This is a genomic window from Polaromonas sp. P4_H1 (genome assembly GCF_056400945.1).
In genome coordinates, this window is the sequence record NZ_JBFUKG010000004.1 from 63,148 (window position 1) to 89,759 (window position 26,612).

Genomic DNA, 26,612 nt, shown 5'->3' on the forward strand with positions numbered 1-26,612 from the left:
AAGATGAGTATGAGCAGCCGAATTGCCTCACCGCCAAGTATCCCGACCGACGTGCTACGAAGCGCTGTCGATTGGGCACTTGTGACACGCCGTGCCACGCGCGCCTTCCTTCCTACGCCAGTTCCACGCACGGATGTGGAGGCTATCCTGGATGTGGCGCGGTATTGTGCTTCCGGGGTGAATACGCAGCCCTGGCATGTTCACGTCGTCATGGGGGCTGCAAAGCAGCGCCTGAGTGAAGCGATCATGCGCATATATGACGATCCATCGCTGGCGGCCAAGCTCGACGAACCCTACGACTACTACCCACAAGAGTGGATCTCCCCCTACATCGACAGGCGGCGCAAAGTCGGTTGGGATTTGTATGGCTTGCTTGGAATCCAGAGAAGTGACAAGGAGCGCATGCATGCTCAACATGGCTGCAACTACCGCTTCTTTGGCGCCCCGGTCGGACTCATGTTCACCATTGATCGGGGCATGGGGCGGGGTAGTTTGATCGACTACGGAATGTTCCTGCAAAGCATCATGGTCGCAGCACGGGCTCGCGGCCTTGACACCTGCCCTCAGGCGGCGTTCACCACGTTTCACCGCGTTATTTCCGGGGAATTGGCTATTCCTGAGCAGCAAATGTTTGTCTGCGGCATGAGCCTGGGTTACGCAGATCCCAGCCGCATTGAGAACTCACTCGTTACCGACCGTGAGGTGGTCAGCAACTTCACCACCTTTCACGAAACTACAAATAAGGAGACAGAGTCATGAGTGCAAAAGCCTACGCAGAGGGCCTTGACAGGAATGCCGCTAACCATGTTCCTCTGACGCCGCTAAATTTTCTCGATCGCACGGCTGCCGTTTTTCCGCATCGAACCGCCATCATCCATGGAGCCTTCCGCCAAACCTGGGCTGAAACACGCGACCGTTGTTATCGCCTCGCTTCCGCACTCGTCAAGTTCGGAATACAAGCCGGCGACACAGTGTCGATCGTCGCGCCAAACACGCCCGCCATGCTGGAGGCTCACTTCGGCGTTCCTTTGTCAGGGGCCGTACTCAATGCCATCAACTGTCGCCTTGACGCTGACGGGATTGCTTTCATCTTGCGCCACGGTGAGTGCAAACTGTTGCTGGTGGATCGTGAATTTTCTCCGCTGGTAGTTAAAGCCCTTCAAGGCGTGTCCCACCCACCCCGTGTGATCGACATCAACGATCTCGAGGCGCCTGCCGGCGCCGCCATCGGCGAGACCGATTACGAGTCATTTTTGGCCGGCGGAGACCCGGCATTCCCCGGCCGTTGGCCAACTGATGAGTGGACACCGATCGCGCTCAACTACACATCAGGCACGACGGGTGACCCCAAAGGCGTGGTGCCAAGCCACCGGGGTACCTACCTCATGAGTCTCCTGCAGATGACCGATTGGGCGCTACCGCGCGCGCCAGTTTATTTGTGGACGCTGCCGATGTTCCATGCCAATGGCTGGTGTTTCACCTGGGCGATCACCGCAGCGGCAGGCACGCACGTGTGCCTCCGCAAGGTGACGGCGGCTAATGTGTTCACTGCTATTTCGGAACACGGCGTTGATCACTTCTGCGCCGCGCCGATCGTGATGGCTGGCATTGCCAGTACACCTGAGGCGGAGCGCCGGCCGCTGCCGCGCCGCGTGCGTGTATTGACAGCCGGGTCTCCTCCGCCCGCGACGGTTCTTGAGGCCGTCAGGGCCATGGGCTTTGATGTTGACCACGTCTTCGGCATCACCGAGATTTCCGGCACTCCGGTGAGTTGTGCCTGGCAGACCGAATGGGACGAACTACCCGCTGACCAGCAAGGTCGCCTCCAGGCACGCCAAGGCGTGCGTGCAGCAGCCCTGGAGAATCTCCGCGTTGCCGACCCTGATACGCTCGAACCCGTACCAGGAGATGGCGTCGCCACCGGCGAAATTCTGATACGCGGCAACACCGTGATGATGGGCTATCTGAAAAACCCTGGCGCTACCGCCAAGGCTTTTGCGGGCGGCTGGTTCCACACGGGCGACGTGGCTGTCATGCATCCGGATGGCTACATGCAGATCACGGACCGCTCGAAGGACATCATTATTTCTGGCGGAGAGAACATATCGTCGGTAGAAGTGGAGGAGGTGCTGTACCGGCTCGCCGGTGTGCTGAATGCCGCGGTAGTCGCGCAGCCAGACGACAAATGGGGTGAAGTGCCATGTGCCTTCGTGGAGCTCAAACCGGATGCGCCGCTCCTCACTGAGGCCGATGTGATCTCATTTTGTCGTGAACGGTTGGCGCACTTCAAGTGTCCCCGTCGCGTGGTATTTGCAGAGTTGCCGAAGACGGCCACGGGCAAGATTCAGAAGTTCCGGTTGCGGGAGCTGGCTGGCAGCCGCAATGCGATTACAAAACTGGCTGCGTGAGTGTAGGGCTGCGAAGGGGTAGCCGGCTGCGGGGAGTTTTGTGAACCAATATTGAACTTTTCCGCCCCACCCCTGTCAGATTCCCTTTTTAACAGAGGGAATCCATGACTTTTGCCAGCAACAACGAACTCACTTCACGCGCACTCTCAGTCCTGCGCGTTGTTTCAGCTTATTTGCTTATTCAGCATGGCTCGGCCAAGCTGCTGGGCTTTCCGCATGTGGCTTTTTTTGACGGGCTGCAGATTTTTTCCATGCTCGGTACCGCAGGCGTCCTTGAACTCGTCGGCGGTGCGCTGCTGTTGATTGGCTGGTTTACGCGTCCCGTGGCTTTTGTCTTGTCTGGCTTGCTGGCATTTGCCTACTTCATTGGCCATGCGTCCAAGGGCTTTGCGTTGTCGCCCATGCTCAACCAGGGTGAGTCTGCCGTGCTGTTCTGCTTTGTGTTTTTGTTTCTCGCGGTGGCAGGTGCCGGCGTCTGGAGCGTGGATGCCATGCGCCTGGCGAAGAAGACAGCCTGAAGATCGCTGCGAGCTTGCGGGCTCTTATTTCCCGAACATCCGGTCGCGTGCGTTTTCCAGATGCGCTCGCATCGCCGCAGCCGCGCCTGCTGCATCGCGGCGGCGCAGAGCCTGCACGATGGCTTCATGTTCGGTCTGCACCAGCTTGCGGCGCTCCAGGGTCTTCACCAGCGAGAGGTTTCGCATCAGGTTCATGCTGAACACAATTTGCGACTGTATCGACCCGATGGCCGAGGTAAAGAACTGGTTCTTGGACGCCCGCGCCACCGCCAGGTGAAAGTCGAAATCTTCTTGAACACCCAGCGCATGTTCGGTAATGACGGTATCGAGCTGGCGAAACCTGTGCTCGATGTTGGCCAGGTCCGCCTCATCGGCCATGGTGGCAGCCAGCGCAGCAGCATGAGACTCGAGCACGATGCGAAACTCATAGCAGCGCTGAATGTCCGAAATCGTTTCCAGTGGCGTGAAGCGCGACAAGTCCGGGTCGGGCCGACGGACCACCACCGTACCGGATCCCTGGCGGGTGGCAATAATGCCGTCCGCGCGCAGGCGAGACAGTGCTTCGCGGATGGTCGGGCGTGATGTGGCAAAACGTGTGGTGAGTGCAAGCTCCGTGGGCAATTTCTGGCCTTCCACAAGTTCTCCTGCCACGATACGACCCAAAATTTCGCTATACACCCGGTCAACAAGACCGGTCGCAGGGGAACTGGCTGGCAGATGCTTCATGGTGGCTAATGCGTGCGCGCAAATTCCTGATCGTAATCCAGTAACTCACGGGCGACCGACTGGATCTCCGCGTGCCGATCGGCCGGCGAGGCGGTAAGCAGCGGCAGGTGTGGCCCCATATCCGCCAAACCCGACAAGCTGACTGCGTCGTGCAGCACTCGAATCAGCGAAATGCTGTCGCGCAGTGTTTCCAGCGGCATGAAACGGTCGTAAATAGCTCGTGCAGCCGCCAGGTTGCCGGCTTTCAATGTCTGAAAAAGCTGCTGGCAGGCGGCAGGTGCGATACAGCCGGAACCGGTCGTGAACGAAGCCAGGCCAAATTGGGCCATATGCACCAGCGTTGGCCGTTCACCCATGCCGCTGACAATGCGCTGCGGCGTGATGCGTTCAATCAGCGCCTTGAGGTAGTTGTCATCAGCGGCATCCGGGCGGACGATGGCGTACTTCACGACCAACACACGCCCCTCGTCGACCAGCCGGCCAAGCGCCTCGATGCCAATCGTTGCTTCGCTCTTGAGATACAGCGTGACGGGCATGCCCATGAAGTCCACCACGCGAGCGATGCCTTCGGCCACACCTTCCGGCGTGGTGAAGCCTTGCATCGGCAGAACCATGGCTGTGCGGTAACCCGTGCCGCGCAACAAACGCGCCTGATCCATCATCTTGCCGAAGTCGGGCCCGATGGCGGGAATCACGCGCGTCGTTTCGGCCGCACTGTCGGCCAGCAGCGCCAGCAATTCGCCGTATTCATGCGCCGAGGTGTGGTACAGGTTGGCGTTGCCGCCATACAGCAGGGTGCGCAGCCCGCCAGACTCGATATGGCGAATCAGCTTGCGGTTTTGCTCTGCATCCACCGTCAGGTCGGCCCGGCGCGCCAGCGGCGGCACGGCCAGCACCGAGCTGGAAAACTCCTCGACAGACAAAGGAAATGTATTCATGAGGTCTCGCGGTATTGATGCGGTATTGATTAATTGAAAGCTAGGCTGCGCAGAATAAATTGTAAGACAACTTTAGTTGTTATCAGTCAGATTAATTCGCCTGGAGCCCGAGAGTTCCCGGTGATTACCCTTGGTTTCTCATATTTCTGCTGAAAATGGTGCGACATGAGCCTATTGTTGATTGACAACTAAATAAGTTGTATTACAAAATCGCGACGATTCAATCCACTATTTCAGGAGACAACGTGATGCATCCCTCGATCATTCCGCGCACCTGCCGCACCCTGCTGGGCGCAGTGATGGGCATGGCCCTGTCCAGCGGCGCGCTGGTGCAGGCGCAGAGCCTGCCCATGCCCAAGTCACCCGTGGTCATCAATGTGGTGGACGCCGCCGGCAATCTGGCACTGACGCAAGGCGCCATCGATGCCTATCTGGCGCAAAACCCAAAGCTGGTGTCAAAGTTCACTTTCACCAAAGCGCCGGCACCCGAAGTCCCGGCCAAAGTCAAGGCCATGCAAGGTGCCGGCCGCAGCGACGTCGACATGATCATCGTCGGCACCGACGCGCTTGCTGCCGGGCTGGAACAGAATTTGTGGGTCAAGCTTTTCCCGAACTATTCAGACAAATTTCCTGGGCTGAAAGACAACTACCAGCCCAACGCCGCCAAGATGCAGGAGTTGGCCAAGGACCACGGCATGGTCATTACCTTCATGCCTTCAGGCCCCCTGGTCGAGTACAACCCCGAGAAAGTCAAAACGCCGCCCACCACCCCGCAAGAATTGCTGAGCTGGTGCAAAGCCAATCCCAACCGGTTGATTTACGCCCGCCCCGCCAATTCCGGCCCGGGCCGCACTTTTCTGATGGGCCTGCCTTACTTGCTGGGCGACAAGGACCCGTCTGACCCGATGAAAGGCTGGGACAAGACCTGGGCCTACCTGAAGGAGCTCAATTCCTGCATCGAGTACTACCCCACAGGCACCGGCGCCTTGATGAAGGAACTGGGTGAAGGCTCGCGCGATATGACGCTGACGGTGACCGGTTGGGACATCAACCCGCGCGCCCTTGGCATCGTGCCTAAAAATTTTGGCGTGGTGCCTTTCAAGAACATGACCTGGGTCAACGATGCGCATTACATCGTCATTCCCAGGGGTGTGCCGCCTGAAAAGCAGGCCGTCGTGCTGGACCTCATGGCTTTCCTGCTCAAACCGCAGCAGCAGGCCATAACCTATGACAAAGGTTATTTTTACCCCGGCCCCGCTGTTAAAAATGTGCCCCTGTCGCTGGCGCCCCAGGCCAGCCAGGACGTGATCAAGGAATTTGGCCGGCCTGAGTATGCCCAATGGCTGGCGCAGTTCCCCCATGCACAGCCGCTGGAAACCAAGGCGATGGTTGACGCCTTCCGTCGCTGGGACCAGGAAATCGGTTCACAAAAAACCAAGTAAGCCTTCGCGCCCTTATCCATGCATTCAAATTTCTCCGAATTGCGGCTTGACCGTATGACGCGCCGCTTTGGCCTGGGCAAAGGCGCGCCGATCTTCACCGCACTCGACGCGCTAAGCATGACCATCCAGCGGGGCGAATTTATCGCCTTGCTGGGGCCGTCCGGGTGCGGCAAGTCGACTGCCCTGAACTGCATTGCCGGGCTGTTGCCGGTGTCGGATGGCGGCATCTGGCTGGACGACACGCGCATCGACGTGCTGCCGCCCGAAAAACGCGGCTTTGGCATGGTGTTTCAAAACTACGCGCTGTTTCCGCACATGTCCGTGGCGCGAAATGTGGGCTTTGGCCTGACGATGCGCGGCGTGTCCAGCAGCGAAATCGCACTGCGGGTCAGTCGTGCGCTTGAACTGGTGCAACTGAATGCGCATGCCAACAAGCTGCCCGGCCAGCTTTCGGGCGGCCAGCAGCAACGCGTGGCGATTGCCCGTGCCATCGTGATCGAGCCGCCACTGGTGCTGATGGATGAGCCGTTGTCTAACCTCGACGCCAAGCTGCGCGTGGAAATGCGCGCCGAGATCCGCCGTATCCACAAGGAACTCGGCCGGGCCACGATTTATGTCACCCATGACCAGGATGAAGCGCTGTCACTGGCTGACCGCGTGGTGGTCCTGAAAGACGGCGTGGCGCAGCAAATTGCTTCGCCGCATGAGCTTTACAACCAGCCCGCCAACCTGCACGTCGCCCGGTTCATGGGCTACCGAAACCTGCTGCCCATGCAGGTGCGCAGCGCGCAAGGCAATTCAGTGCAGCTTGGGAGCAATGGCCTGACGCTCAAGGGGCGCTCCATGCAGGCCCCGACCAGCAACATGGTGCTGGCGATTCGTCCTGAACAGTTCAACATCGTCCCGACAGTGGGCGACAACGCCTTTGCGGTACAGGTTACCAATGTTGAATACTGCGGCCACGACCACATCGTCGACGTGCGAACGTCCAGCGGCTTGCCGCTGATTGTGCGCACCACCGCACGTCTGCAAAATGGCGAATCAGTCGTGCTCTCGGTTGACCCGGACAAAGCGCTGGCTTACCCGGATGATGAAGCTTGCGCCGCATGATGGCCGGCCGGTCTTCTCCAGCGTCCTCCGGCAACGCCGGATTCGACGGCTCCATGTTGCTGCTGTTGCCTGCCACGTTGTTCATGGTGGTGCTGTTTGTCTATCCATTTTTATATGGTCTGCAACTGTCTTTTCGCCCCATGGAGGGTGGCTGGCTCGCCAATTACACAAAATTTTTCACCACTGACAACCTGTGGGGCACCATTGGCACCACGCTCAAGCTTTCCATCCCGGCGACGGTGATCAACCTGGGCGTGGCCCTGCCCATTGCGTACCAGATGCGCATCAAAAGCCGTTACCAGAAATGGATTACCACGCTGCTCGTCATTCCGCTGACCTTGGGCACGGTGCTGATTGCCCAGGGCATGCTGGGCTACTTCGGCCCCAAGGGCTGGCTGTCGCAGGCGCTGCAGTTTTTTCACCTCTATGAAGGGCCGATCCGGTTGACGCATAACTTTTGGGGCGTGCTGATCTCGTTGGTCATTTCGGGCTTTCCGTTCGCTTTTCTGCTGACGCTGTCGTATGTGACCGGCATTGATCCGACGCTGCCGCGCGCCGCCGCCACGCTGGGTGCATCGCCCTGGAATCAGTTCCGCCACATCTACCTGCCGCTGCTGGTGCCGGGCCTGGCGATGGCGTTTGCGCTGTCATTTGTGCAGGCGTTTTCCGTATTTCCCTCCGCCGTGCTGCTGGGCTCTCCGGCGGGTGCAACACGGGTGATTTCGATTGCGGCCTATGAAGCTGCCTTTGAACAGTACGACTATTCGATGGCCTCCGCGGTGGCGATGGTGATGGGCTTTGTGCAACTGGTGGTCGTGGTCGCCATTCTGAGCGCGCGCGGCATGTTTTATCGCGGCCCGGTCACGGGCGGGAAGGGCTGACATGACGCTGAACAACACGGGCGCCAACCAGCTCCTGACCAAGCTCTGGAAAGCATTGATCGCGCTGGCCATGACTTTCTTCCTCATCAACGTCGGCTTGATGATCGCCGCGGTGACCACCAGCTCGGTCGCGTTCCGCTGGTTGGGTACCTGGCTGCCCGACGGCTATACGCTGAACTGGTACCTCACCGCGTGGAATGAATTCCAGCTGGGCAGCGTGCTGTGGGTCACGGTGGAGGTGGTCGCTGCCGTGGTCTTCCTCTCCATCCTGATCGGCGTGCCGGCCGCCTACACGCTGGCGCGGCGCGATTTTCGCGGCAAGCGCTTGTTGATGGGCCTCTTTCTGCTGCCGCTGATGGTGCCGCCGATCACTTATGGCATACCGCTGGCGACCGTGATGTACCAGGCCCATATCGCGGGCACTATTTTTGGCGTTATCTTGTCGAACATGATCCCGGCCGTGCCTTTCATGATCCTGGTCATGACGCCTTTTATTGAGCAGATTGATGGCAACCTGGAGTCGGCCGCGCGCGTCTTTGGCGCCAGTACCTTCAAGCTGTTCTGGCACGTGCTCTTGCCGCTGTTGGCGCCCGGTATCCTGGCCGCGTCGCTTCTGGTGCTGGTGCGAACCATTGGCATGTTCGAGCTGACGTTTCTCACGGCCGGGCCTGATTCCCAGACGCTGGTGGTCGCGCTGTATTACGCCGTATTTGCAGCGGGCGTACGCGCACCCCAGTCGGTGGACGCCATGGCCATTATTTATATGGTCATCACGCTGGTATGGTTGCTGATTGCGCTGCAGTTCGTCAATCCGACCCAGCTGGTCAGCCGCGTCAAAGAGCATCCTCAAACGGCCTGAAGCATCCTGAAGCATCCTGAAGCGCCCTGGCACCCTTATGAAAATCACACAAATCGACACGGTTCATGTGGCCGCCTACCCCAACATCACCTGGGTGCAAATTCACACCGACAGCGGCCTGGTCGGCCTCGGTGAAACCTTTCGCGGCGCGCAGGCGGTGCAGGCTCAAATACACGAGCTGACCGCGCCCTACCTGTTGGGCAAGGATGCCCTGGCCATCGAGGCGCACCACCACCACCTGCTGCACGGCTACATCGGCTTTGCCAGCAGCGGCGTGGAGACCCGCGCCGCATCAGCCGTCGACATTGCGCTGTGGGACTTGCTGGGGCAGTTGACCCGGCAGCCCTTGTACCAATTGCTGGGCGGCGCCGTGCGCGACCGCGTGCCGGTCTATAACACCTGCGCCGGCTACACCTACAACAAGGCCAGCCAGCGCCGCGTGGTCACCGACGGCAGCGCAGAGCTCGCACCCGAAGGCCCGTACGAAGATCAGGAAGCTTTCGTCAAACGTCCCGCACAACTTGCCGAAAGCCTGCTGTCCGAAGGCTACAAGGCCATGAAAATATGGCCGTTTGACCCGTTCGCGGCGGCCAGCCGGGGGCAGTCCATTTCGGCGAAAGACCTGGACACCGCGCTTCGGCCGTTTCGTGAAATCCGTCGCGCTGTGGGCGAGGAAATGGACATCATGGTGGAGTTCCACTCGATGTGGAATTTGCCAATGGCCGTCCGTATCGCGCAGGCATTGGAAGAGTTCAAGCCCTACTGGGCCGAAGACCCGATCCAGATGACCAACCTGGACACCATCGCCGAGTACCGCTCGCGTGTGCGCATCCCGGTCTGCGCCAGCGAGACCCTGGCCACACGGCAGCCCTTTCTGCACTTGCTGAATAACAATGCGGTCGACTATGTGATGCTGGACCTGAGTTGGGTGGGTGGGATTTCCGAGGCTAAAAAAATTGCCGCCATGGCGCAAGCCTTTCACAAGCCGGTCGCGCCGCACGACTGCACCGGGCCGGTGGTGCTGGCTGCCTCGCTCCATCTGGCCATGAGTACACCCAACGTCGTGCTGCAGGAAGTCGTACGCGCCTACCTCTCGGGCTGGTACCGCGATCTGGTCACACAACTGCCGGAAGTGCGCGACGGCTTTGCCACGGTACCAGCGGGCGCCGGACTGGGCCTTGCCCTGGCGCCGGCTTTGTTGCAGCGGCCGGACGTGACGATTCGCAGCAGCAAGCTATAAGTAGCTCGTTATGAAGTGACGCCATGACGCATCTGCAAGTTCTGCCCGAAACCCGCCTGCACCATGGCGCGTTGCACGCGGTGCTGGCACCTGCCGCCGGCGGGCGCATCTCGCGCCTGTTTTCATCCGATGCCGCGACAGGCCAATCTATCGACTGGCTGGTGCCGCTCAGCGATGCGGTGCGTGCCACCGGTTTTGAAAGCACCTCCTGGCCCAAGGCCGGCCTCTACCCGCTGATACCGTACTCGAACCGCATCCAGCACGGAAGCTTCGCCTGGCCGGGCCGCACCGTGCAGTTAGCGCTGCATCCCGGCGAACGTCACGCTTTGCACGGCGGCAGCCAGCAACGCCCGTGGACGCTGACGCAGCACGATGCCAGCAGTGCCACCATGGCCTACGTCCACCAAAAAAATCAGGACGGCTGGCCGTGGTCTTACCGCGCCGGGCACACGGTCACGCTTGACCATGAAGGCCTCACCCTGCACATGCAGGTGACGAATGCAGACGACGCGCCCATGCCTTGCGGCATCGGTTTTCACCCTTACTTTCCAAGCCGGTTTGCGCATCGCGTCGGCTTCGGCGCGCCTACCATCTGGCCACCCGACGCGCAGTTTCTGGGCAGCGCACCGCGGCCTGCAGGCGCAATGGACGACTATGCCGAACCGCGTGAAGTGGCCGACGCCGAACTGACCCAGTACTACAGCGAATGGAACGGCAGCGCCACCCTGGCCGCGGCAGATGGCGCGACCATCCAGATGACCGCCAGTGGCCTGATGCAGCACCTGGTGCTGCATCGTCCGTCGGGTGCGCAATATTTCTGCGTCGAACCCGTGTCGCATGTTTCCAATGCAGCGCATCTGGCGCAACAGGGGTACGCAGGCACCGGCTGGCAAACGCTGGCGCCGGGGCAGCGGCTGGAATGCCGTTTACGGATTCAGTTGCGCACCCGGGATCTCAGCTGAGCCCTTTCGGCGCTTCCACTGTGCACCGAGAGAGGATGGCTGGCCGAATATCAGACGAGTTTGGTCGAGGGTGAGTGCTTCGCCTTTGGCGGCAGCGTGACAGCTGCCTCATCCTGCAGGCGTTCAGTGATGAAGTCGATGAATGCCCTCACGCGCGAGGGCAAAAGCCGTCCATGCGGATACAGCAGGCTGTAGGGGCGTGAACGCCCGCCGAACGACTGGAGCACCTCTACCAGGCTCCCGTCGGCAAGTTCTTTCTCGACGATGAACCTGTAGGTCTGGAACAGGCCGGCGCCGGCCTTCGCCAGGGTCACGCCGCCGAGCACATCCTCGGAGCATGCGTAGTTGCCGATCGTGAAAATCTCCTTCTCGTGGCCGTCCTCGTGGAACAGCCATGAAATCCGCCTTCCGCTGCTCGGCAAGTCGAACTGGATGCAATCGTGCTGTTCCAGGTCGGCAAGCTTCTGCGGCATGCCCGCGCGCTTCAGGTAGTCGGGGCTGGCGACCACCACCAGCGGCGCATCCTCCAGCAGGCGCGCGGTCATGGTCGAATCCGGCTGGGTGCGGACGCGGATGGCGAGGTCGTAGTTCTCGTCGTGGAGATCAATGTTGCGGTTGCTGATGTGCACCTCCACCTTGATCAGGGGGTACTTCGCACGGAACGCCGGCAGTAAGGGCAGAAGGCGGTGGTGGCCGTACGTCGTCGGCGCGCTGATGCGCAGGGTGCCGGCCGGCTGCACCTGTTCGCCAGTGACCTTGCGCTCGGCGTCGACCAACTGGTTCAGCGCCTGGCGGCACTGCTCGAAATAGGTCTTGCCGCTTTCGGTGAGGCGGATGCTGCGCGTCGAGCGCACGAACAGGCGCACGCCCAGTCTTTTCTCCAGCCGCGACACCGAGCGGCTCACCGCGGCGGGCGTCACGCTGGCGGCGAGAGCGGCCGCCGTGAAGCTGCCGGCTTCCGCGGCCAGGCAGAACAGTTCGATGCTCCCCAGGAGGACATTGTCAAAGTGGCGCTTCATTGCTGCCTCATTGCCGCTTCATGATTGATTACATGATGTATCAATACAAGTGTAGCAAAGCCAGTTTATTGATTTCAACAGCAGCAATACAGTTGCTCCAGGCCCGGAAGCGAGTTCTCTGCTCAACCCCGGGGCCTCATCCAGATCGTTTTTCAACCCCCATTTCGCAGAGGTGCATCCATGAGCAAATCAGACAAAACCGTCGTCATCACCGGCGCCACCAGCGGCATCGGCCTGGGCCTGGCCGAGGCCTTTCTGAAGGAAGGCTACAACGTCGTCGGCACCGGCCGTTCGCCAGAGCGTCTACGGGCTACCGCAGCCCGGTTGAATGCGGGCGACCGCTTCCTCGGCGTCGCTGGCGACGTCGGCAAACCCGAGTCGGCCCGGGAGGTGTTCGAGCAAGCCATCGAGAAGTTTGGCAAGGTCGACGTGCTGGTCAACAATGCCGGCATCTTCACCGCCAAGCCGTTCATTCAGTTCACGCCGGCCGAGGTGGAAGAGCAGATATCCACCAATCTGAAGGGCGTGCTGTACCCGTCGCAGGAAGCGGCCAGGCATATGTCCGGGCGCAAGCAGGGAAAGATCATCAACATCACCGCTTCGCTGGCCATCCAGCCCGCCAGCAACGTTCCGGCGCTGCTGGCCGTGACCCTCAAGGGCGGCATCAACCAGGCTACCCGCGCCCTGGCGCTGGAGCTGGCGCCGTTCGGCGTAACGGTCAACGCAGTCGCCCCCGGTGTGGTCGCCACCCCGATGCACCCCGTCGAGACCCACGCCGCGCTGGGCCAGATGCACCCGCTGGGCCGCATCGCCAAGGTCAGCGAAATCGGCGAGGCCGTGCTCTACCTGGCGAAGTCCGACTACGTCACCGGCGTGGTGCTGCCAGTCGACGGCGGCGCGAGCGCCGGCAAGTAACAGGCCTCGAGTTGCGACCGGATCCTGTCTCCGGCCGCAGCCGGGATGCCGAACAACAACCCGAGCATTGCCATTTCATTTCCATTTCCTTCGCCAGTACATCCCCGTACACCCCACTACACCCTATAGGAGCCCTGTCATGCCCTTCGTCAGCATCCGCATCACCCGTGAAGGCACCACCCCCGAGCAGAAAGCCCAGGTCATCAAGGAAGTGACCGAAACCCTGGAGCGCGTGCTGCACAAGCCGCCGGAGTGGACTCACATCGCCATCGAGGAAGTCGATACCGACAACTGGGGCTTTGGTGGGCGCACCACCACCGCCATCCGCAAGGACGGCACAGGCTAGCCCCGCCGCGGCCCCGCCCACCACATGAGCCGATGACCTGAAGGCCGAAGCCACTGTCAGCGGGGACCGACGCGCCCGGTTGATCGACGGCGCGACATCAATCCAGCCGCTGCGCAGGATGAAAGCCGCGCTGGGCAACGTGCTGCGAGGCGCGCGTCTGTTCGTCAAGCGCGACGATCTTATGGTCGTCGGCGGGCCCTGCATGTTATCCGCATGCCCGAGCATTACGGTGCGCGCAGCCCCATCGAGCATGGGTAGGGCGCGATGCGCACCGGGGGATTTTCTTTGGGGTCAGCGCACTTCGCAGTCGACGGTGTTGCTTCTGTTGCCGCCGCTGCCGCTCATGGGCGGGGACGAAAACGCCGGCGGCGGCTTGAATACCATGCCCGGGTTGACGGGCAAAACGACTGGCGGCTGACTGAAGGAGGGGGTAAAACCAAACTGCCCGGGCGAGTACTGCATCGATCCCCCCTTGTTCGTTAGATTGATGAGGCCGTCGATCACATGCACATACAGGCCTGGCGCCAGGACTGAACGAGTGCTTGGCAGGGAAGGCGTGAGTTGCGCGACCTTCTCCCAGACGGGCAGGGCTGTCCCGGCATCGCTTTGCACGGGGCTGGTGGCCGACGCCAGGCTGGCCCGTGCATAGGCACGCTGCGCGAGGGCGGCGGCCGGGTCCGGCCGGTAGAAGAGGTTGAAGCTGGCCGTGCCGGCGTCGACGGTGGTTTCACCCGCCTCGATGGTCAGGCGGCCGGCGCCGGGCTGTGCGCCGGCGAGCACCTGGAGCTGGCCGGTCGCCAGGCTCAGCGCGGTTGCGTTGGTGATTGTCAGCCGCGTCTGCGGGCCCAGCACGGCCTGGCGGCCGTCGGCCAGGCCGATGCGAACGTAGGTGTTGTCCTCGCTCATCAGCGTGTCGCCCGCTTCGACCACGGATTGTGGCGAGAGCACTTTCAGCGCACCGCTTGCCTTGACGGCCATGACGAAACCGCTGAGCTGGGTCACTTCGCCGGCCGGCGTGCCGGCGTGGGCCGCCTGGGCCCCGAAGAGCGACAGCACGAACAGGAGGGAGGTAATGGAGGTAATGGCAGGGGAATGGTGGTTCATGGTCAGCCCCGGTTAGTTGCAATACATTTTCTTGACTGCCGATTCGTTTTTGACCACGGACGGCTTGTTGTCGGCATCATCGCTCTTCTTGTCCGTCTTGGTGTCGTCCGTCTTCGTGTCCGTCTTCTTTGTGTCGAGAAATGCGATGGCAGGCGGTGTAGTGGTCGGCTGGGTCAGCAGCACGGTGCTGCTGGCGTTGATGATGTTGATCGTCGCATTCAAAGCCTGGAACACGGGCGTGTTGGTACTGGTCTGGGTTGTCGGCAGAACGACAGAGCAACCCGCGGCCGTAGGTGTGCTGGTGCATTGAGTCAAGGTCGGCAGTACGCTGGAACAACCTGCGATCGTGGGTGCGCTGATGCATTGGGCCAAGGTCGGCAGCACGGCAGAGCAACCTGCGGTCGCGGGAGCGCTGGTGCATTGCGCCAGCGTCGGCAGCATGGCGGAGCAGCCGTCCAGCGCCGGGTTGGCGGTGCAGTCGGCCAGGGAAGATTGAAGTACGGTGCCCTGCACCGTCACGCGGCCGCTGGTGGCGCTCACGGTCGACTGGTTGATGAAGGTGCCTCCGGAGGCCAGCACGATGTCGCCCGCCTGCGAGCTCACCGGGCTGAGCAGCATGAGGTCGCCTGCAGCGTTGATGTTGATCGCACCGCTGCCGAGCGACGTGATGCCACTTTCCGGACCGGCCAGGCCGATCAGCAGCGGCGTGCTGTTATTGCGGAAGTTGAATCCACCGGCCCCGTTGGCAAAGCCGGCCAGTTGCTGTACCTGGTTGCCTGCGTTGGTGAGATTGACCGAGCCGGCGTCCGCGCGGGCCGACAGCGTCACCACAGCGATGGGTGCCGTCTGGTTGATGTCACCCGAAGCGGTGTGCAGCTCGAGCCGGCTGCCGGGGCCGCCGCTGATGGCGCCGTTGATGTTGATGCCCGCGGCGGCATTGAGCGTCAGGCTCGTGTCGCTGGTCCACGTCACGGGGTCGACCACCTGGATGATGCCGGCGCCCGTGCCCGCCGCGTTGTCGGTGGTGACGACCACCATGCTGCTGGCAAGCGCGGCCTGCAAAGTGCCGACGGTCAGCAGCGAATCGCTCACGGCGCCGCTGGCGACGAAGGTTTCGGCCGAGGTGTCGCTGCCCACCATGCCCGCACTGGTGGCGCTGGCCTGGTCGTTCGCGATGTAGATGTTGGTCGGGTCCAGCAGCAGCGTGCCGGTGCGGCCATTCGGCGCGCGCGTGTCGACGCGGCCTCGCATGTCCAGTGTGTGGCCCGAGGTTTCGACGAAGCCGCCGTCGCCCGACTGCGCGCCGCCCCGGGCGCTGATGCTGCCGTAGACGCGCGTGGTGCCGTCGGACCAGGCGATCACCTTGCCGCCGTTGCCGGACGCCAGGGCGTCGGCGCTGATGGTGGCGTCGCTGGAAATGTAGACCTGCTTGGCGTTGGCGATAGCCGGGTTCTGGCCGCGCAAGTCGCCGCCGACCAACACGGTGCCGCCGCCGGACTCGCCGCTGGCGTCCACGCGGGCGTTGCCCGTCAGGCCCACGCGTTCACCCAGAAGATGGATCGTGCCGCCGGTGCCCGTGCCGGCGCCGCTCGCGCTGGTCAGGCTGCCGGCCTCCAGCAGCAGGTCGCCGCTGGCCTTGAGCACGATCTGCCCATTGGCGCCCACCGCAGCCGTGTCGGCGCTGACCAGGCCGCGCTGGTTGACCAGGTTGCCGTAGATGCCGATGCGCCCGCTCTGCGCCACGATCTGGCCCAGGTTGACGGCCTGGTCCTGCGGGGCGCTGACCACCACGTGCAGGGCCGGGTTCCCGCTGTCGGCCAGCTTCACGCTGCGGCCCGCGGCCAGCACGATGTCGCCGCCGGGCGAATGGATGAGGCCGCTGTTCTCGACCTGCGGCGCGATCAGGATCACCTGGCCGCCTTCGGGCGTCGAGATCCGGCCCTGGTTGGCGACGCGGCCCGCCACGGTGCCGGCGCTGAAATTCATCTTGCCGGCCAGGAAGTCGCTGTTGGAGATCGCCAGGCTCGAGGCCACCAGCCCGTTCACGTCCACCCGCGAGGCGGCGCCGAACAGCACGCCGTTGGGGTTGATCAGGAAGACGCGGCCGTTCGATTGCAGGGCGCCCAGGATCAGCGAAGGTTCCTGGCCCGTGATGCGGTTGAGCACCGCGCTCGTGGCGCTTTGCTGGACGAAACGCGTGACCTCGCCCGCCGCGATCGAGAAACCAGGCCACTGGATGATGGTGCCGGGCGTGTTGGTGATCGTGCGGACATTGCCAAGCTGCTGAAAGCTGGCCTGGCCGTTGACGACGGTCTGGGCGCCGGCGCCGGCCGCGCAGGCGGACATGACCAGGGCCGCCAGCAAGGCCCGTGCAGGGTGTGCGTGGGTTGTTTTCACTTGCGTTTCCTTTGGGTCATGTCAGTAGGAAAGGGTCAGGGCGACGTGCACCCGGCTGTCGCCGGCCGCGCGGGAGCCGCCGCCGTCGAGCACGCGGCCGTAGTCCACCTGCAGGCTGGCGCGCCGGTCCAGGGCAAAGCGCAGACCCAGGCCCGCGCTGGCAATGGACGTGCGCTGCTCTTCGCCGGGCAGGGCCTTGTTGCGCGAAACGCTGGCGGCATCGACGAAGGCCAGCGCGCGGCATTGCACCGCGATGGCGGCGGTGGCCGGGCACCAGTTGGGCGTCTGGATTTCCGCGCTGGCGAACTGGCCCTGGTCGCCGGCGACTTCACGCTCCCGGAAGCCGCGCACCGAACTCGCCCCGCCGGCGCCGAACTGCTCGCCCGGCACCAGTGCGTCGCGGGTGGCCTGGCCGTTGAACTGCAGGCGCAACTGCCAGTCGCCCTCCAGCCGCTGGCTGTAGCCCACGCCGTAGCGCAGGGCGCGGTAGCTGGCCGACGCACCGACGCGCTGGCGACTGAAGTCCGCGTCCCGGCCGTTCGTCCCGCCGGGGATGTTTTGCAGGCCCGTCAACTGGACGCCCAGCATGGCGGAGGGCAGGGCCAGCTGGCCGGCATAGGTGAGCGACAGCGGATGGACCGTGACGTCATCGCCCAGTTGCAAGCCGCCGAGGTCGATATTGTTCTTGTAGGCCCGCCAGTCGGCGCCGTAGATCAGCGTGGAGCTCAGGTCGCCCCACTGCGGCAGGTTGTGGTTGTAGCGCGCGCCGAAGACCTTGCCCTTGCCGCTGACCTGCAGGTTCAGCACACCGGCCGTCAGCGTGCCGGAGTCCACGTCCGAGTGGCTGGCGAAGAAATCCATCGAGTCGCCCAGCGCATACAGCGGCACGTGGTACCCCACGCCGAACACGTTGACCTTGGACGGCTCTTCGGCCGAGGTGGTGTACTGCAAGGTCATCACCTGGTCCAGGTCCCAGAGGTTGGCATGCTGAAAGAGTACGCCCAGGCGCGTGCGGCCGGTCTCGGCGTTGCCGGTGTTGTCGGCGGTCAGGCCGATCCGCCAGGGCTTGTCTTCTTCCGTCACGCGGATCACGGCATCGATCGCATCGGGTTGCTCGGCGCCCTGTAGCGCCAGTGTGATTTGCTTGGCCGGGTTGGTGTTGGCCACCTTCAGGCTGGCCGAAATGTCCCGCATGTTGGGTGAGGTGCCTTCGCGCAGCGCGGGCAGGCTGGCGCGGATGTTGGCGGTCGAAAACTGCTGGTTGCCCTCCACCTGTGTGCGGCCGATGCGCGGCTCGATCACCTTGATGCGCACCACGCCTTGGGCGAGTTCCTGCTCGGGCAACTGCACGAGGACCACGCTGTAGCCATGCCGGCGATAAGCCTGCTGCAGTGCCTCCACCGCGCGCCGCACGTCGCCGAAGCTGCGTTCAGGGCCGGCGAAGGATGCGAGCAGCCCTTCAACTTCGGCGCTTGGCAGCAGGCTGTTTCCCTCCACGGCGAAGCGCGAGATGGCAAAACGCGGTCCGCTGCCGCCCGCCTCATCGGCCGCCTGTGCGGCCAGTCCGGCAGCTGACAAGGCAGCGACTATCCAGAGTGCGCGGGTACGGCGTAGCCACGCCCCATTTTGGGTTTTTTTCATGGGATGGGTCAGGTTGGGTCTGCTGGCGATCCGGCATCGCGAAAGGCCGCATGAAGGCCTTCATCGCAAACCCCGCGGGAAAAGGGTTAGGTGTTACAGGTTGTTGCATGCTACCCGAAAAGGCGGCGGGGCCGCACCACATCTTCGATGACGGCTTCACATGAGGTTTCGACGTATCCCGAGGGCTATGTCGCACCATCAAGCGCTTAAACCGGATTTGATGTGAGCGCACGCTAGCGCAGAAGGTGGCATTTCGACAGTGCTCAAAGCCCCGGAGCAGTGGATCGTGTTCCTCGCGGTCGTTCGGGCGGAGGCGCGGGTCCGATGGAACAGATCCCCGCGCCGCCTCCCCTAAACCGAGGACGCGCTGGTTCGATATTTGCTTCATACTCCGCAAGTTTCCGGATGTTCCCAAAAACATGCGGACCGAACGGTAGCGACGTGCTTGTCAGGACTCATGACAGGTTTCACTTCTACAGGGGCGGGGTATGCGGGAACTGATAAAAATAAATCGCGCCGATCTGCGGGGCGGCATCCAGGCGTCACTGCGGGCCATGACGACCACAGTCGCTCCCGTGCTGCTTTTCATGAGCATGCTGGGGCCGGAGGCCATGGCCGCGGGCTTTTGGGCAACCGTGATCACCGCGACCCTGATACCCGCCATCAACCTCCTTCTGAGGGGGCAGTCCGCGGTGATACCGGGCGCCCGCATGGCCTCCCTGGCGGCCTACGTCTGGCTCGTGATCAGCATGACCATCGCAGCGGACGAGGCGGCAGGACATGCGCCCCAATTGCACCTGACGGCAGCGCAGCTAACCATTGGGCTGGCGGCTGGCAGCCTCATGTTTCTGGTGGCCAGCGCCCTGGTGTTGCTCTGCGGGCTGTTGAAGTTCGGCAATCTGTTCAAGATGATTCCCATGCCTGTCACCGCAGGTATCAGCAATGGCACGGCCTTGCTATTGCTGATGCTGGGCATTCAGACGATAAGGGGCAGCGGCGTGACGGCTGCTGTCACGGCCGTGGGCATGGTGGCCTGTTTTGTTGTCTGGCCCCGTCTGCTGGCGCGGGCGAAAAAGCTGACCTTCATCCCCGGGGTGGTGGCGGCCCTGTCGGTGGGGCTGGCCATCGCCATGCCGCTGGAGGTCCCCTTTCCATCCTCCAGCACGTGGGTCGCGCCCGACTGGGCATGGATGTCCGTGCGGCTGTGGCCTGAATTGCCCCAGCACGAATTCGCGCGCCTGCTCAAGATCGGCTTGCCGGGCGTCATGACCCTGGCATTGGTGATGATCCTGGAAACCTTCACGGCCGCCAACGAGATGGAGCAGCGCTTTGGCGTGCGCATCAATCCAAACCGCGAGTTGATGGTGCTGGGGGGCTCCAACATGGTCAGCGCCCTGCTGGGGGGCGTGCCCTGCACGGGTCACAATTCCCGAAGCATTTCCAGCTGGCTGGCCGGGGGGCGTGGCGTGCATGTTGCGCTGGCGGGTCTGGTGTTCACCGGTGCGCTGTTACTGACGTTTGGCAACTGGCTGGTGGCCTTGCCTGTTGGGGTGGTGGCCGGCATATTGCTCCTGCAGGCCCTTCTGATGGCGGAGCATGAATTCTTTCATCGGCTATCGGAGATCGTGCGCACGCGGCATTGGCGCCGTGAAGGGACGTCCGACCTGGGTTTCTGGACCACCGTGGTCATTTCAGTGGTGGAGTACTTCGGCAACATGATCTGGGCCTGTTTCATGGGTATCGGCTTGTCGTGCCTGGTCATTCTGCGGCGTGTGTCCGACAGCCTCACCACGAAGTGGAATTATCTCGATCGCTACCGCTCGCGGCGGGTCAGGACCTTCGAGGAAAGCAACCTCCTGACTCAGACGTCCGACCGGGTGGGCATTTTGAAGCTCAATGGCCATCTGTTTTTTGGCAACAGCATCCGGCTGACTCAATTGGTCGACGAACTGAACCCCGAGGCAACGGCCGTTGTCATCGACGTGAGTCAGGTTCTGGATGTGGACCCCAGTGGTTTGAATGCACTGACGTGGCTCATCCGGGCTGTTGTGGAGCGGGAATTGACGGTTGTCCTCACGGGCATGAACCGGACCCGGTCACCGGAACTGCACGAGGCCCTGCAGGCAATACCCGGGATTCAACGCCGTGTCGACATGGATCGCGGGCTGGAGCTTTGCGAGGATGTGGTTCTTTCGGCCTCCTCCACAAAATCGGCTGCATTGCTTTGCGTACCGCTCCCGGAAAACAGCCTGCTGGACGGCCTGACTGCGGAGGAAGTTACCGAGGTGTTGATGCTGGGCGAATTCCGTGAGGTGGCCAAGGGTGAAGTACTGTTCTTCAAGGACAGTGAGGCGGATGGCGTCTGGCTGCTCGAAGAAGGCAATGTCAGTATCTTGTCGGGCGGCGATGAATCCACCCGGCTGTCCACGTTGGGGCCAGGCCAGTTCCTCGGTGAAATGAGCCTGATCGACGGAAAACCTCGGTCTGCGACCGCGCAGGCTGATAGCCCCGTGCGTGCCGTCTTACTGGACAAACAGGCCATCGCGGCACTGATGAGTCGGGAGCCCGAGGCCACCCTGAAGATGATGCGCAATATCGTGAAGTACCTGTCTTACCGGATACGCAGTACCTCGGCCCTGCTGGCCGAAGGCACCAGCGAACCCGTCTCCGGCTGGGCGAGCAGCGTACAGAGCAACTTTTCCCGGCTGTGAGTCAGGTCGAGAGCGCGCGCGCCGATCCGAGGGAGGAGGGAGAAAACGTTTTCCTTGCGCATATGCGGAAGGAAAGCAAGGAGTTACGGGCGTCAAATGGCGTGAAAATTGACTTGTGCCGTACGGCCCAAGTCAACGAGAATGATTTTTTGGGGGAGTTGTATGCAAATGAATGATCTTCGAAGCATTTTGAGCGCGTTTATGGTTTGGGGTTTCGCCTGGGCGCCGTTGCTGTCCCACGCCCAGACTGAACCCGTCGGTTTCGTGAAAACCGTGAAGGGCGACGCCTGGATCACCACGGCGGGGCAGCGCGTCCCGGCGCAGCTGGGCACGCCCATTCAGCAGGGCAGCCAGCTCAAGACGGGCCCCGTCGGTACGCTGGGGGTCACCTTCAAGGACAACACCGTGATGTCCTTCGGCCCCGATACCGAACTGACGGTGGACGAATATCTGTATGCGCCCGCGCAGGGCCAGCTCAAGCTGGGTACGCGCCTGGCGAAGGGTAGTCTGAACTATGTGTCGGGTGTGATTGCCAAGCTCAAGCCCGATGCCGTGACGGTCAAGACGCCGGCCGGCATCATCGGCGTGCGAGGTACGCAGTTCGTTGCCACGGTACAAGTGCCTTGAACCAACCGCCCTGCCTCGGTTTGGCGCTTGGTTGGGTGGCCTTGCACAAGCCCGCTTTGACTGAATTCACTGAGGTTTACTGAGATCTGCTGAGATCTTGCCCCGCACTTTCGCCTGATCCGCCTGGCGCGCATGAGCAAGACAGTCTTCGAATATCGATGTCGAGAAAAAGAACAGCGCAGTCCGCGTGACCGTGTTGTGCGGATCGCGGTGCACCGTTTTTTGCACCGCCTGCCTCCTGATGACCTTGGGCATCGCTTTGCGCGCGAGACCCTTTCACCTGGAACTCGAGACGTTGACCAGGTCGGGTTTCCTGTGACCGATCTGCTGCCCGCGGGATTCCGGACATTGAAGTCAATTCGCCATTCGAAATGGCGAGCAATACAGGTGAAAATTAGTTATCTGTTGTTAAATAATGTAAAAACTGATAAAAATACGCTAACTAACTGCATTGCAGAGGGATGGTCGAAATGGTCAAGAAGAAAAAATTCTCGGTGCTGACGCTGGCGATACTGGCCGGTCTGGGCGTGCAAGCCCAGACATTGCCTGAGCCCATGGTGGACGCAGCGCGCAAGGCGGTGGTCAGCAACCCCGAGGTGCAGGCCCGCTGGCACGGCTTCCAGGCCGCCGGCAACGAGCGAGACGTGGCCCGCGGCGGCTATTTCCCCCAGATCGACTTGCGCGCCGGCACCGGCCGCGAGAGCCGCGAGACGCCCTTGACCGACTTTGGCCGTTACAACTTCCGTGGCACGACGCTCACGCTCAACCAGATGCTGTTTGACGGGCTGTTCACGCCCAACGAGGTCAAGCGGCTCGGCTACGCCAAGCTCACGCGCTACTACGAGCTGCAGGAAGTCTCCGAGACCGCCGCGCTCGAAGCCGTGCGCGCCTACGCCGACGTCGTGCGCTACCGCGAGCTGGTCGATACGGCCACGCAAAACTACGTCGTGCACAAGCAGACCACCGGCCAGGTCGAAGAGCGCTCCAATGCCGGCGTGGGCCGCCGCGTCGACGTCGAGCAGGCCACCGGCCGCCTCGCGCTGGCCGAGGCCAACCTGCTGACCGAGCTGACCAACCTGCACGATGTGAGCGCACGCTACCTTCGCATCGTCGGCGAGAAGCCGCCGGAGGTCCTGCCCAAGCTGCCCGCCAAATTCCAGATCGGCCCCATGCCCGCCTCCACCGAAATGTTGATGAAAGACGGCCTGCCCAACAGCCCCACCATCAATGCCGCGCTGGAGAACGTGCGGGCGCAAAAAACCGCCATCGCCTCGCGCCAGGCCGCCTACATGCCGCGCGTGGACCTGCGGCTGTATGACTCCCGCGACCGCAACCTGCAGGGCGTGACCGGCACCACCCGCGTCAATGGCGTCGAGCTGGTGCTGAACTACAACCTGTTTCGCGGCGGCGCCGACAAGGCGCGCGAGCGCCAGGCCGTCGAGCTGCACGAGCAGGCGCGCGACCTGAAGGAAAAGGCCTGCCGCGACGTGCGCCAGACCCTGTCGATCGCCTACAGCGACGTGCGGACCCTCAACGAGCAGCTGGCCTACCGCGACCAGCACCGSCTGTCGACCGAGAAATCGCGCGAAGCCTACCTGCAGCAGTTCGAGCTGGGCCAGCGCACGCTGCTGGACYTGCTGGACAGCCAGAACGAATACTTCCAGGCCAACCGCTCCTACGTCAACGCCAGCTACGACCAGATCATTGCGCAGGCGCGCACGCTGGCGGGCATGGGGCAGCTGGTGACGGCGCTCAACGTCAACCGCGCCGATGTGCCCGGCGCCCAGGATGCGGGGCAGGACCGCACCGGCATCGACCCGGCCGAGCTGTGCCCGCAGGATGAGACCGTGGTCGACACCATGGATCAGATCAGGGCCCGCCTGGCGGTTGCGCCCAGGCGCACCGGCTCCTATGTTGTGCTGCTGCCCAGCCCGGACAACAGCGTGGGCCGCGTGGTGGTGCAAGGCGACCGGGGCGAGCAGGTTCTGGCCCAGGCCCAACAGGGCGCATTGCTGGACGGCAGCGCGCCGCCTTTCGATGTCAACAAGGCGCAGGTGGAGCGTGATTTCGGTGCCGCCATGGCCGCCCGCCCACCGCTGCCCGAATCGTTCACGCTCTACTTTCAGCGCGGCAGCACCGAGTTGACGGCAGCGTCGAAGGCCGTGATGCCGCGCATCAAGGAACTCGCCAAGGCCCGCAAAGCGCTGGACATCACGGTGGTCGGCCACACCGACACCTTGGGTACGACCGAATCGAACGAAGTCCTGGGGCTCAGGCGCGCGAATGCCATTGCCCGGCAAATGCAGCAGCTCGGCCTGAAAAATATGGCGATCGTGGTGGAGTCAAACGGCGCACGCAGCCTTTTGGTGGCTACGCCCAAAAATACCGATGAGCCGCGTAACCGCCGAGCAGAGATAACCGTGCGCTGACGGTGACGGGGGAGCTCATTTCTCGGCCATCACGATAAGGTCGTCTGCCGCACCCTCGCGCAACCTGCGCAGGTGCAGGGCCACCAGCGGGTCATGAGGGTGGCGCTCGGCCAGGGCCTCAAAATATTCACAGGCGAGTGTCGGATGATGCATCTCGCCGGGTTGCAGCAGGCGCATGGCCGCGTCATAGTCGGCGGGGGCGGCGCAAGCGGTGGCGTTGGTGGTGGCCAGCGGCTCAAACACCAACAGCGGCTTGCTCTTGCCTTTGAGCACCAGCTGGCCGACGCGCCGCACCGGCACATCCGTACAGCCCTCCAGAATGGCATGCGACACGCAGACGCGCGTGCCCAGGTGCTTGTTGACGGTTTCCAGCCGCGCAGCAGTATTGATCGGGTCACCCAGCGCCCGGTAGTCAAACAGGGTTTTGCCGCCAAAATTGCCGACAATCACCTCGCCGCTGTGGGAGCCGATGCGGGTGTGTCCCCAGGGAATGCCTTGAGCCTGCAGCCGGGTCGCATAGGCCGAGGCAAAGGTGTCCATCTCCAGCGCGCAGTTGAGGGCGCGCTGTCGGTGATCGGCCTGCTGCACCGGCGCCGAAAACAACACGGCCACCGCGTCGCCCACGATGCGGTCCAGCGTGCCTTCGTGCTTGAAGACGATGGCCAGCATGGCGTCCAGATAATCGTTGAGCAGGGCCACCGCCCGGCTCGGGTCGTCAGCTTCCATCATGCTGGTAAAGCCCGCCAGGTCGGTAAAGACGAAGCTGCAGACCTGGCGCTGGCCCCCCAGTTCCAGCTGTTCCCGGTGCGCCACCAGATGCGCCACCCTGTTGGGTGACACATAGCGTGAAAAAGCCTGGCGTACCCAGCGCTGTTCCCGTTCACTGACCAGATGGTGCATACCGCTGGCCAGACCGAAGCTCACCAGGATGACCAGTCCGGGATTGATCGCGTCGAGCAGCAGGTGTTCGACCACGAACGCATACCAGGCGCCACCGAACAAGGCAGCCAGCACCCCAGCAGCCGCTGCGGTTGCCCATCTGGCGGGGGTTCCCAGCGCCAGCAGGCCGACGACCAGCGAGCCCAGCACCAGCGTCAGCAGCTCGACGCCACCGGCCCAGGCGGGGCGCTGCAGGTATTGACCCGACAACAGCTGTTCCAGCGCCAGCGCATGGGCCTGCACGCCCGGCATCATTTTGCCCATGGGGTTGAAGCGCAAATCCATCAGCCCGGCAGCCGAACTGCCGATCAGCACGATGTGTCCATCCAGCAGTTTGGCGTCGGCCTGTCCGTTCAGGACGTGCGCTGCCGACACGAAGCGGCCGGGTTGATCTTCGGTGTAGTGCAACCAGATTTCAGCCTGCGCATTGGTGGGCGCCGTGACACCGCCGATGCGCACGTCCTGCACGCCTGCCTCATTGCTGCGCAGCAAGAGGTTGCGCTCACCTTGGGCGACGCGCAGGGCCTCGGCGCTCAAGGTGGGCACAATCTGCTGACCCAGGCGAAGCAACAGGGGCACGCGGCGCACCACGCCATCGGCATCAGCCGCAAAATTCAGCGCGCCCAGCCCGGCCGCACTGCCCCGCAGCACCGGCAACGGCCAGAGCACGGTATCGAAGCCATGAAGCCATTGCGCCGGGTTGCTGGCGCCGCTGCCAACGATGCGATAGGGCAGTGTGGAAGGCGCATCGGCGGGGGCGTCGGAGGTGGTTGCCGCGGATGCGCTGGAGGCTCCGCTGCGGGACAGGCTGCTGCCCAGCACCACGTTCCGGCCGACCAGCGTTTTGCCCAGAACCGCGTCATGATCGGGCAGGCGCTGTAGCAGGGGGCCGACCTTCGGGTTGTTCCAGAGTTGCGCCATGGCCGCCGGGGAGGTGCGATCCGGCTCGGTCAGCAGCACGTCAAACGCGATCGCTGCCGTGCCAGCCTCATTCAGGCGCTGCACCAGTTCGGCCAGCCGGGTCCGCGGCCAGGGCCACTGGCCGTAGGCTTTCAGGCTGGTCTCGTCAATGTCCACCACACGCACGGCCACCGGCGTATAAGGGCGCGGATGCCAGCGCTGGAACTGGTCAAACTGCGCCAGCCGCAGGCTTTGCACCGGGATCGGGTCGGTGAACCACAGGGCCAGTCCGCTCAAGGCGATGACCAGCACCAGCGTGACCGCCGCGACATTGGACAAGACACCGGGCAGCCCGCGTAACGATAAGCCTCGGAACATGATCGATTCCTGTGGACGTTGCTGCCCATTATGTGGGGCGGACCCCGATGACGGGAGTTTTATGTCGACGGGTGCTCGAAAGGCCTTGCCGGTTGCCTGGCCGGCATGAGCGGTGCGTCCCG

The 26,612-nt window shown here is 62.8% G+C and carries 22 protein-coding genes; 14 read left to right on the forward strand and 8 right to left on the reverse strand.

From position 1 onward, the window contains the following. Positions 1-9 precede the first annotated feature (9 nt). From AC1DS5_RS07280 to AC1DS5_RS07290, 3 genes are all read left to right on the forward strand, one after another. On the forward strand, positions 10-759 hold the full coding sequence (locus tag AC1DS5_RS07280) for a nitroreductase (RefSeq protein WP_477717586.1): 750 nt from the start codon (positions 10-12) through the stop codon (positions 757-759). Next, positions 756-2,408: an AMP-binding protein gene (locus tag AC1DS5_RS07285; protein WP_477717587.1), complete on the forward strand. Its 1,653-nt coding sequence runs from the start codon at positions 756-758 to the stop codon at positions 2,406-2,408. The genes AC1DS5_RS07280 and AC1DS5_RS07285 overlap by 4 nt, the downstream gene beginning before the upstream one ends. Positions 2,409-2,512: 104 nt before the next feature. After that, on the forward strand, positions 2,513-2,926 hold the full coding sequence (locus tag AC1DS5_RS07290) for a DoxX family protein (protein WP_477717588.1): 414 nt from the start codon (positions 2,513-2,515) through the stop codon (positions 2,924-2,926). A 24-nt stretch (positions 2,927-2,950) separates the two neighbouring features. Here AC1DS5_RS07290 and AC1DS5_RS07295 read toward each other — a convergent pair whose 3' ends face one another. Continuing rightward, complete coding sequence (locus tag AC1DS5_RS07295; protein WP_477717589.1) at positions 2,951-3,652, reverse strand: FadR/GntR family transcriptional regulator; 702 nt, start codon at positions 3,650-3,652, stop codon at positions 2,951-2,953. Positions 3,653-3,657: 5 nt separating this feature from the next. Further along, positions 3,658-4,590 carry a dihydrodipicolinate synthase family protein gene (locus tag AC1DS5_RS07300; RefSeq protein WP_477717590.1) on the reverse strand — a complete coding sequence of 311 codons (933 nt, stop codon included), beginning with the start codon at positions 4,588-4,590 and terminating at the stop codon, positions 3,658-3,660. A gap of 248 nt (positions 4,591-4,838) precedes the next feature. On the opposite strand from AC1DS5_RS07300, the gene AC1DS5_RS07305 reads away from it, so the two are divergent. From AC1DS5_RS07305 to AC1DS5_RS07330, 6 genes are all read left to right on the forward strand, one after another. Further along, positions 4,839-6,032 carry an extracellular solute-binding protein gene (locus AC1DS5_RS07305; RefSeq protein WP_477717591.1) on the forward strand — a complete coding sequence of 398 codons (1,194 nt, stop codon included), beginning with the start codon at positions 4,839-4,841 and terminating at the stop codon, positions 6,030-6,032. An 18-nt stretch (positions 6,033-6,050) separates the two neighbouring features. After that, a complete protein-coding gene (locus AC1DS5_RS07310) occupies positions 6,051-7,142 on the forward strand; it encodes an ABC transporter ATP-binding protein (RefSeq protein WP_477717592.1) in 1,092 nt (363 codons plus the stop codon). Then, positions 7,142-8,023, forward strand: coding sequence for an ABC transporter permease (locus AC1DS5_RS07315; protein ID WP_477717777.1), 882 nt, complete (start codon positions 7,142-7,144; stop codon positions 8,021-8,023). Before AC1DS5_RS07310 ends, AC1DS5_RS07315 begins: the two co-directional genes overlap by 1 nt. A gap of 70 nt (positions 8,024-8,093) precedes the next feature. Then, positions 8,094-8,882, forward strand: coding sequence for an ABC transporter permease (locus AC1DS5_RS07320; RefSeq protein ID WP_477717778.1), 789 nt, complete (start codon positions 8,094-8,096; stop codon positions 8,880-8,882). Between the two features lie 37 nt (positions 8,883-8,919). Further along, the gene (locus AC1DS5_RS07325; RefSeq protein WP_477717593.1) at positions 8,920-10,122 is read left to right on the forward strand and encodes a mandelate racemase/muconate lactonizing enzyme family protein; all 1,203 of its coding nucleotides are present in this window, start codon (positions 8,920-8,922) and stop codon (positions 10,120-10,122) included. 23 nt (positions 10,123-10,145) lie between these two features. Next, positions 10,146-11,084 carry an aldose 1-epimerase gene (locus AC1DS5_RS07330; RefSeq protein WP_477717594.1) on the forward strand — a complete coding sequence of 313 codons (939 nt, stop codon included), beginning with the start codon at positions 10,146-10,148 and terminating at the stop codon, positions 11,082-11,084. 50 nt (positions 11,085-11,134) lie between these two features. Here AC1DS5_RS07330 and AC1DS5_RS07335 read toward each other — a convergent pair whose 3' ends face one another. After that, positions 11,135-12,103 (reverse strand): LysR family transcriptional regulator, encoded by a 969-nt coding sequence (locus tag AC1DS5_RS07335; RefSeq protein WP_477717595.1) that lies wholly within the window; start codon positions 12,101-12,103, stop codon positions 11,135-11,137. Positions 12,104-12,283: 180 nt separating this feature from the next. On the opposite strand from AC1DS5_RS07335, the gene AC1DS5_RS07340 reads away from it, so the two are divergent. Together AC1DS5_RS07340 and AC1DS5_RS07345 are read left to right on the forward strand one after the other, a co-directional pair. After that, complete coding sequence (locus AC1DS5_RS07340; protein ID WP_477717596.1) at positions 12,284-13,018, forward strand: SDR family NAD(P)-dependent oxidoreductase; 735 nt, start codon at positions 12,284-12,286, stop codon at positions 13,016-13,018. A gap of 139 nt (positions 13,019-13,157) precedes the next feature. Continuing rightward, a complete protein-coding gene (locus AC1DS5_RS07345; protein ID WP_477717597.1) occupies positions 13,158-13,364 on the forward strand; it encodes a tautomerase family protein in 207 nt (68 codons plus the stop codon). A 291-nt stretch (positions 13,365-13,655) separates the two neighbouring features. On the opposite strand, the gene AC1DS5_RS07350 is transcribed toward AC1DS5_RS07345, so the two are convergent. From AC1DS5_RS07350 to AC1DS5_RS07360, 3 genes are read right to left on the reverse strand one after another with little or no spacing between them, the layout of a single operon-like run. Next, entirely contained in the window at positions 13,656-14,468 is an 813-nt protein-coding gene (locus tag AC1DS5_RS07350; RefSeq protein WP_477717598.1) for a FecR family protein, read from the reverse strand. Positions 14,469-14,480: 12 nt separating this feature from the next. Then, positions 14,481-16,865, reverse strand: a complete 2,385-nt coding sequence (locus tag AC1DS5_RS07355) for a two-partner secretion domain-containing protein (RefSeq protein WP_477717599.1) — start codon at positions 16,863-16,865, stop codon at positions 14,481-14,483. Positions 16,866-16,886: 21 nt separating this feature from the next. After that, positions 16,887-18,506 (reverse strand): ShlB/FhaC/HecB family hemolysin secretion/activation protein, encoded by a 1,620-nt coding sequence (locus AC1DS5_RS07360; RefSeq protein WP_477717600.1) that lies wholly within the window; start codon positions 18,504-18,506, stop codon positions 16,887-16,889. 488 nt (positions 18,507-18,994) lie between these two features. Here AC1DS5_RS07360 and AC1DS5_RS07365 point away from each other — a divergent pair, with 488 nt between their 5' ends. Then, the gene (locus AC1DS5_RS07365) at positions 18,995-21,217 is read left to right on the forward strand and encodes a cyclic nucleotide-binding domain-containing protein (RefSeq protein ID WP_477717601.1); all 2,223 of its coding nucleotides are present in this window, start codon (positions 18,995-18,997) and stop codon (positions 21,215-21,217) included. Between the two features lie 168 nt (positions 21,218-21,385). Continuing rightward, the gene (locus AC1DS5_RS07370; RefSeq protein WP_477717602.1) at positions 21,386-21,844 is read left to right on the forward strand and encodes a FecR family protein; all 459 of its coding nucleotides are present in this window, start codon (positions 21,386-21,388) and stop codon (positions 21,842-21,844) included. Between the two features lie 66 nt (positions 21,845-21,910). Here AC1DS5_RS07370 and AC1DS5_RS07375 read toward each other — a convergent pair whose 3' ends face one another. Then, positions 21,911-22,099: a hypothetical protein gene (locus AC1DS5_RS07375; protein ID WP_477717603.1), complete on the reverse strand. Its 189-nt coding sequence runs from the start codon at positions 22,097-22,099 to the stop codon at positions 21,911-21,913. A 215-nt stretch (positions 22,100-22,314) separates the two neighbouring features. On the opposite strand from AC1DS5_RS07375, the gene AC1DS5_RS07380 reads away from it, so the two are divergent. Beyond that, positions 22,315-24,273, forward strand: a complete 1,959-nt coding sequence (locus tag AC1DS5_RS07380; RefSeq protein ID WP_477717604.1) for a TolC family outer membrane protein — start codon at positions 22,315-22,317, stop codon at positions 24,271-24,273. Positions 24,274-24,288: 15 nt separating this feature from the next. Here AC1DS5_RS07380 and AC1DS5_RS07385 read toward each other — a convergent pair whose 3' ends face one another. Beyond that, positions 24,289-26,490: a CHASE2 domain-containing protein gene (locus AC1DS5_RS07385; RefSeq protein ID WP_477717605.1), complete on the reverse strand. Its 2,202-nt coding sequence runs from the start codon at positions 26,488-26,490 to the stop codon at positions 24,289-24,291. Between the last annotated feature and the right edge of the window lie 122 nt (positions 26,491-26,612).